The following is an 829-nucleotide window of genomic DNA, read 5'->3' on the forward strand; positions in this document are numbered from 1 at the left end:
TGGAGGGTTCGAAAAACCTCTTGGTTTTGAGGCCCTCTCTGTGATTCTATTTTTCCGGTTTTTATTGGAAGAGTGGCGACATGAAACAGCTCGGTTTCTTTGATGTTGAAGAGCGGCTTTCTCGTTTGAGCGGGCTTGGTGACCAGCTCGAAGCCTTTTCCCGGACTGTGAATTTCGAAGCATTTCGTCCTGATCTGGATAAAGCGCTGGCCTATGCAGACGGCAGTAAAGGCGGTCGTCCGCCGTTTGATCCGGTGCTGATGTTCAAAATCCTGGTGATCCAGACGCTGAACAATCTGTCCGATGAACGGACGGAATACCTGATCAATGACCGTCTCTCCTTCATGCGCTTTTTAGGTCTGGGGCTGTCGGACCGTGTGCCTGATGCCAAAACCATCTGGCTGTTCAGGGAACGTCTGACACAGGCGGGAGCAATTGATATTTTGTTCAACCGCTTTGATGCGATCCTGCGTAACGCTGGTTATCTGCCGATGTCAGGCCAGATCCTGGATGCCACGCTGGTAGCTGCTCCGAAGCAGCGCAATACCAACGATGAAAAGACTGATCTGCGGGAAGGACGGATCCCACAGGACTGGCAGGATAAACCGGCAAAGCTGTCCCACAAGGACAGGCATGCACGCTGGACCCTGAAGTTCACGAAAGCGAAGCGACAGGAAGACGGGAGTATGCCCGCAACGGATCTGGCCATCCCATTTTTTGGTTACAAGTCGCACATCTCCATCGATCGGAAATTTCGGCTGATCCGTAAATGGAAGACGACAGATGCCGCCGCCAGTGACGGCGCGCGATTGAGAGAGGGCCTGCTTGA

At 53.1% G+C, this 829-nt stretch carries 1 protein-coding gene; it reads left to right on the forward strand.

The annotated features are described in order from the left end of the window. Positions 1–80 precede the first annotated feature (80 nt). Positions 81–829 (forward strand): IS5 family transposase (locus tag AD944_RS00165; RefSeq protein ID WP_061474611.1); only part of this gene is annotated, 749 nt, incomplete at its 3' end.

The sequence above is a fragment of the Acetobacter tropicalis genome (assembly GCF_001580915.1).
In the GTDB taxonomy this organism is placed as follows: domain Bacteria; phylum Pseudomonadota; class Alphaproteobacteria; order Acetobacterales; family Acetobacteraceae; genus Acetobacter; species Acetobacter tropicalis.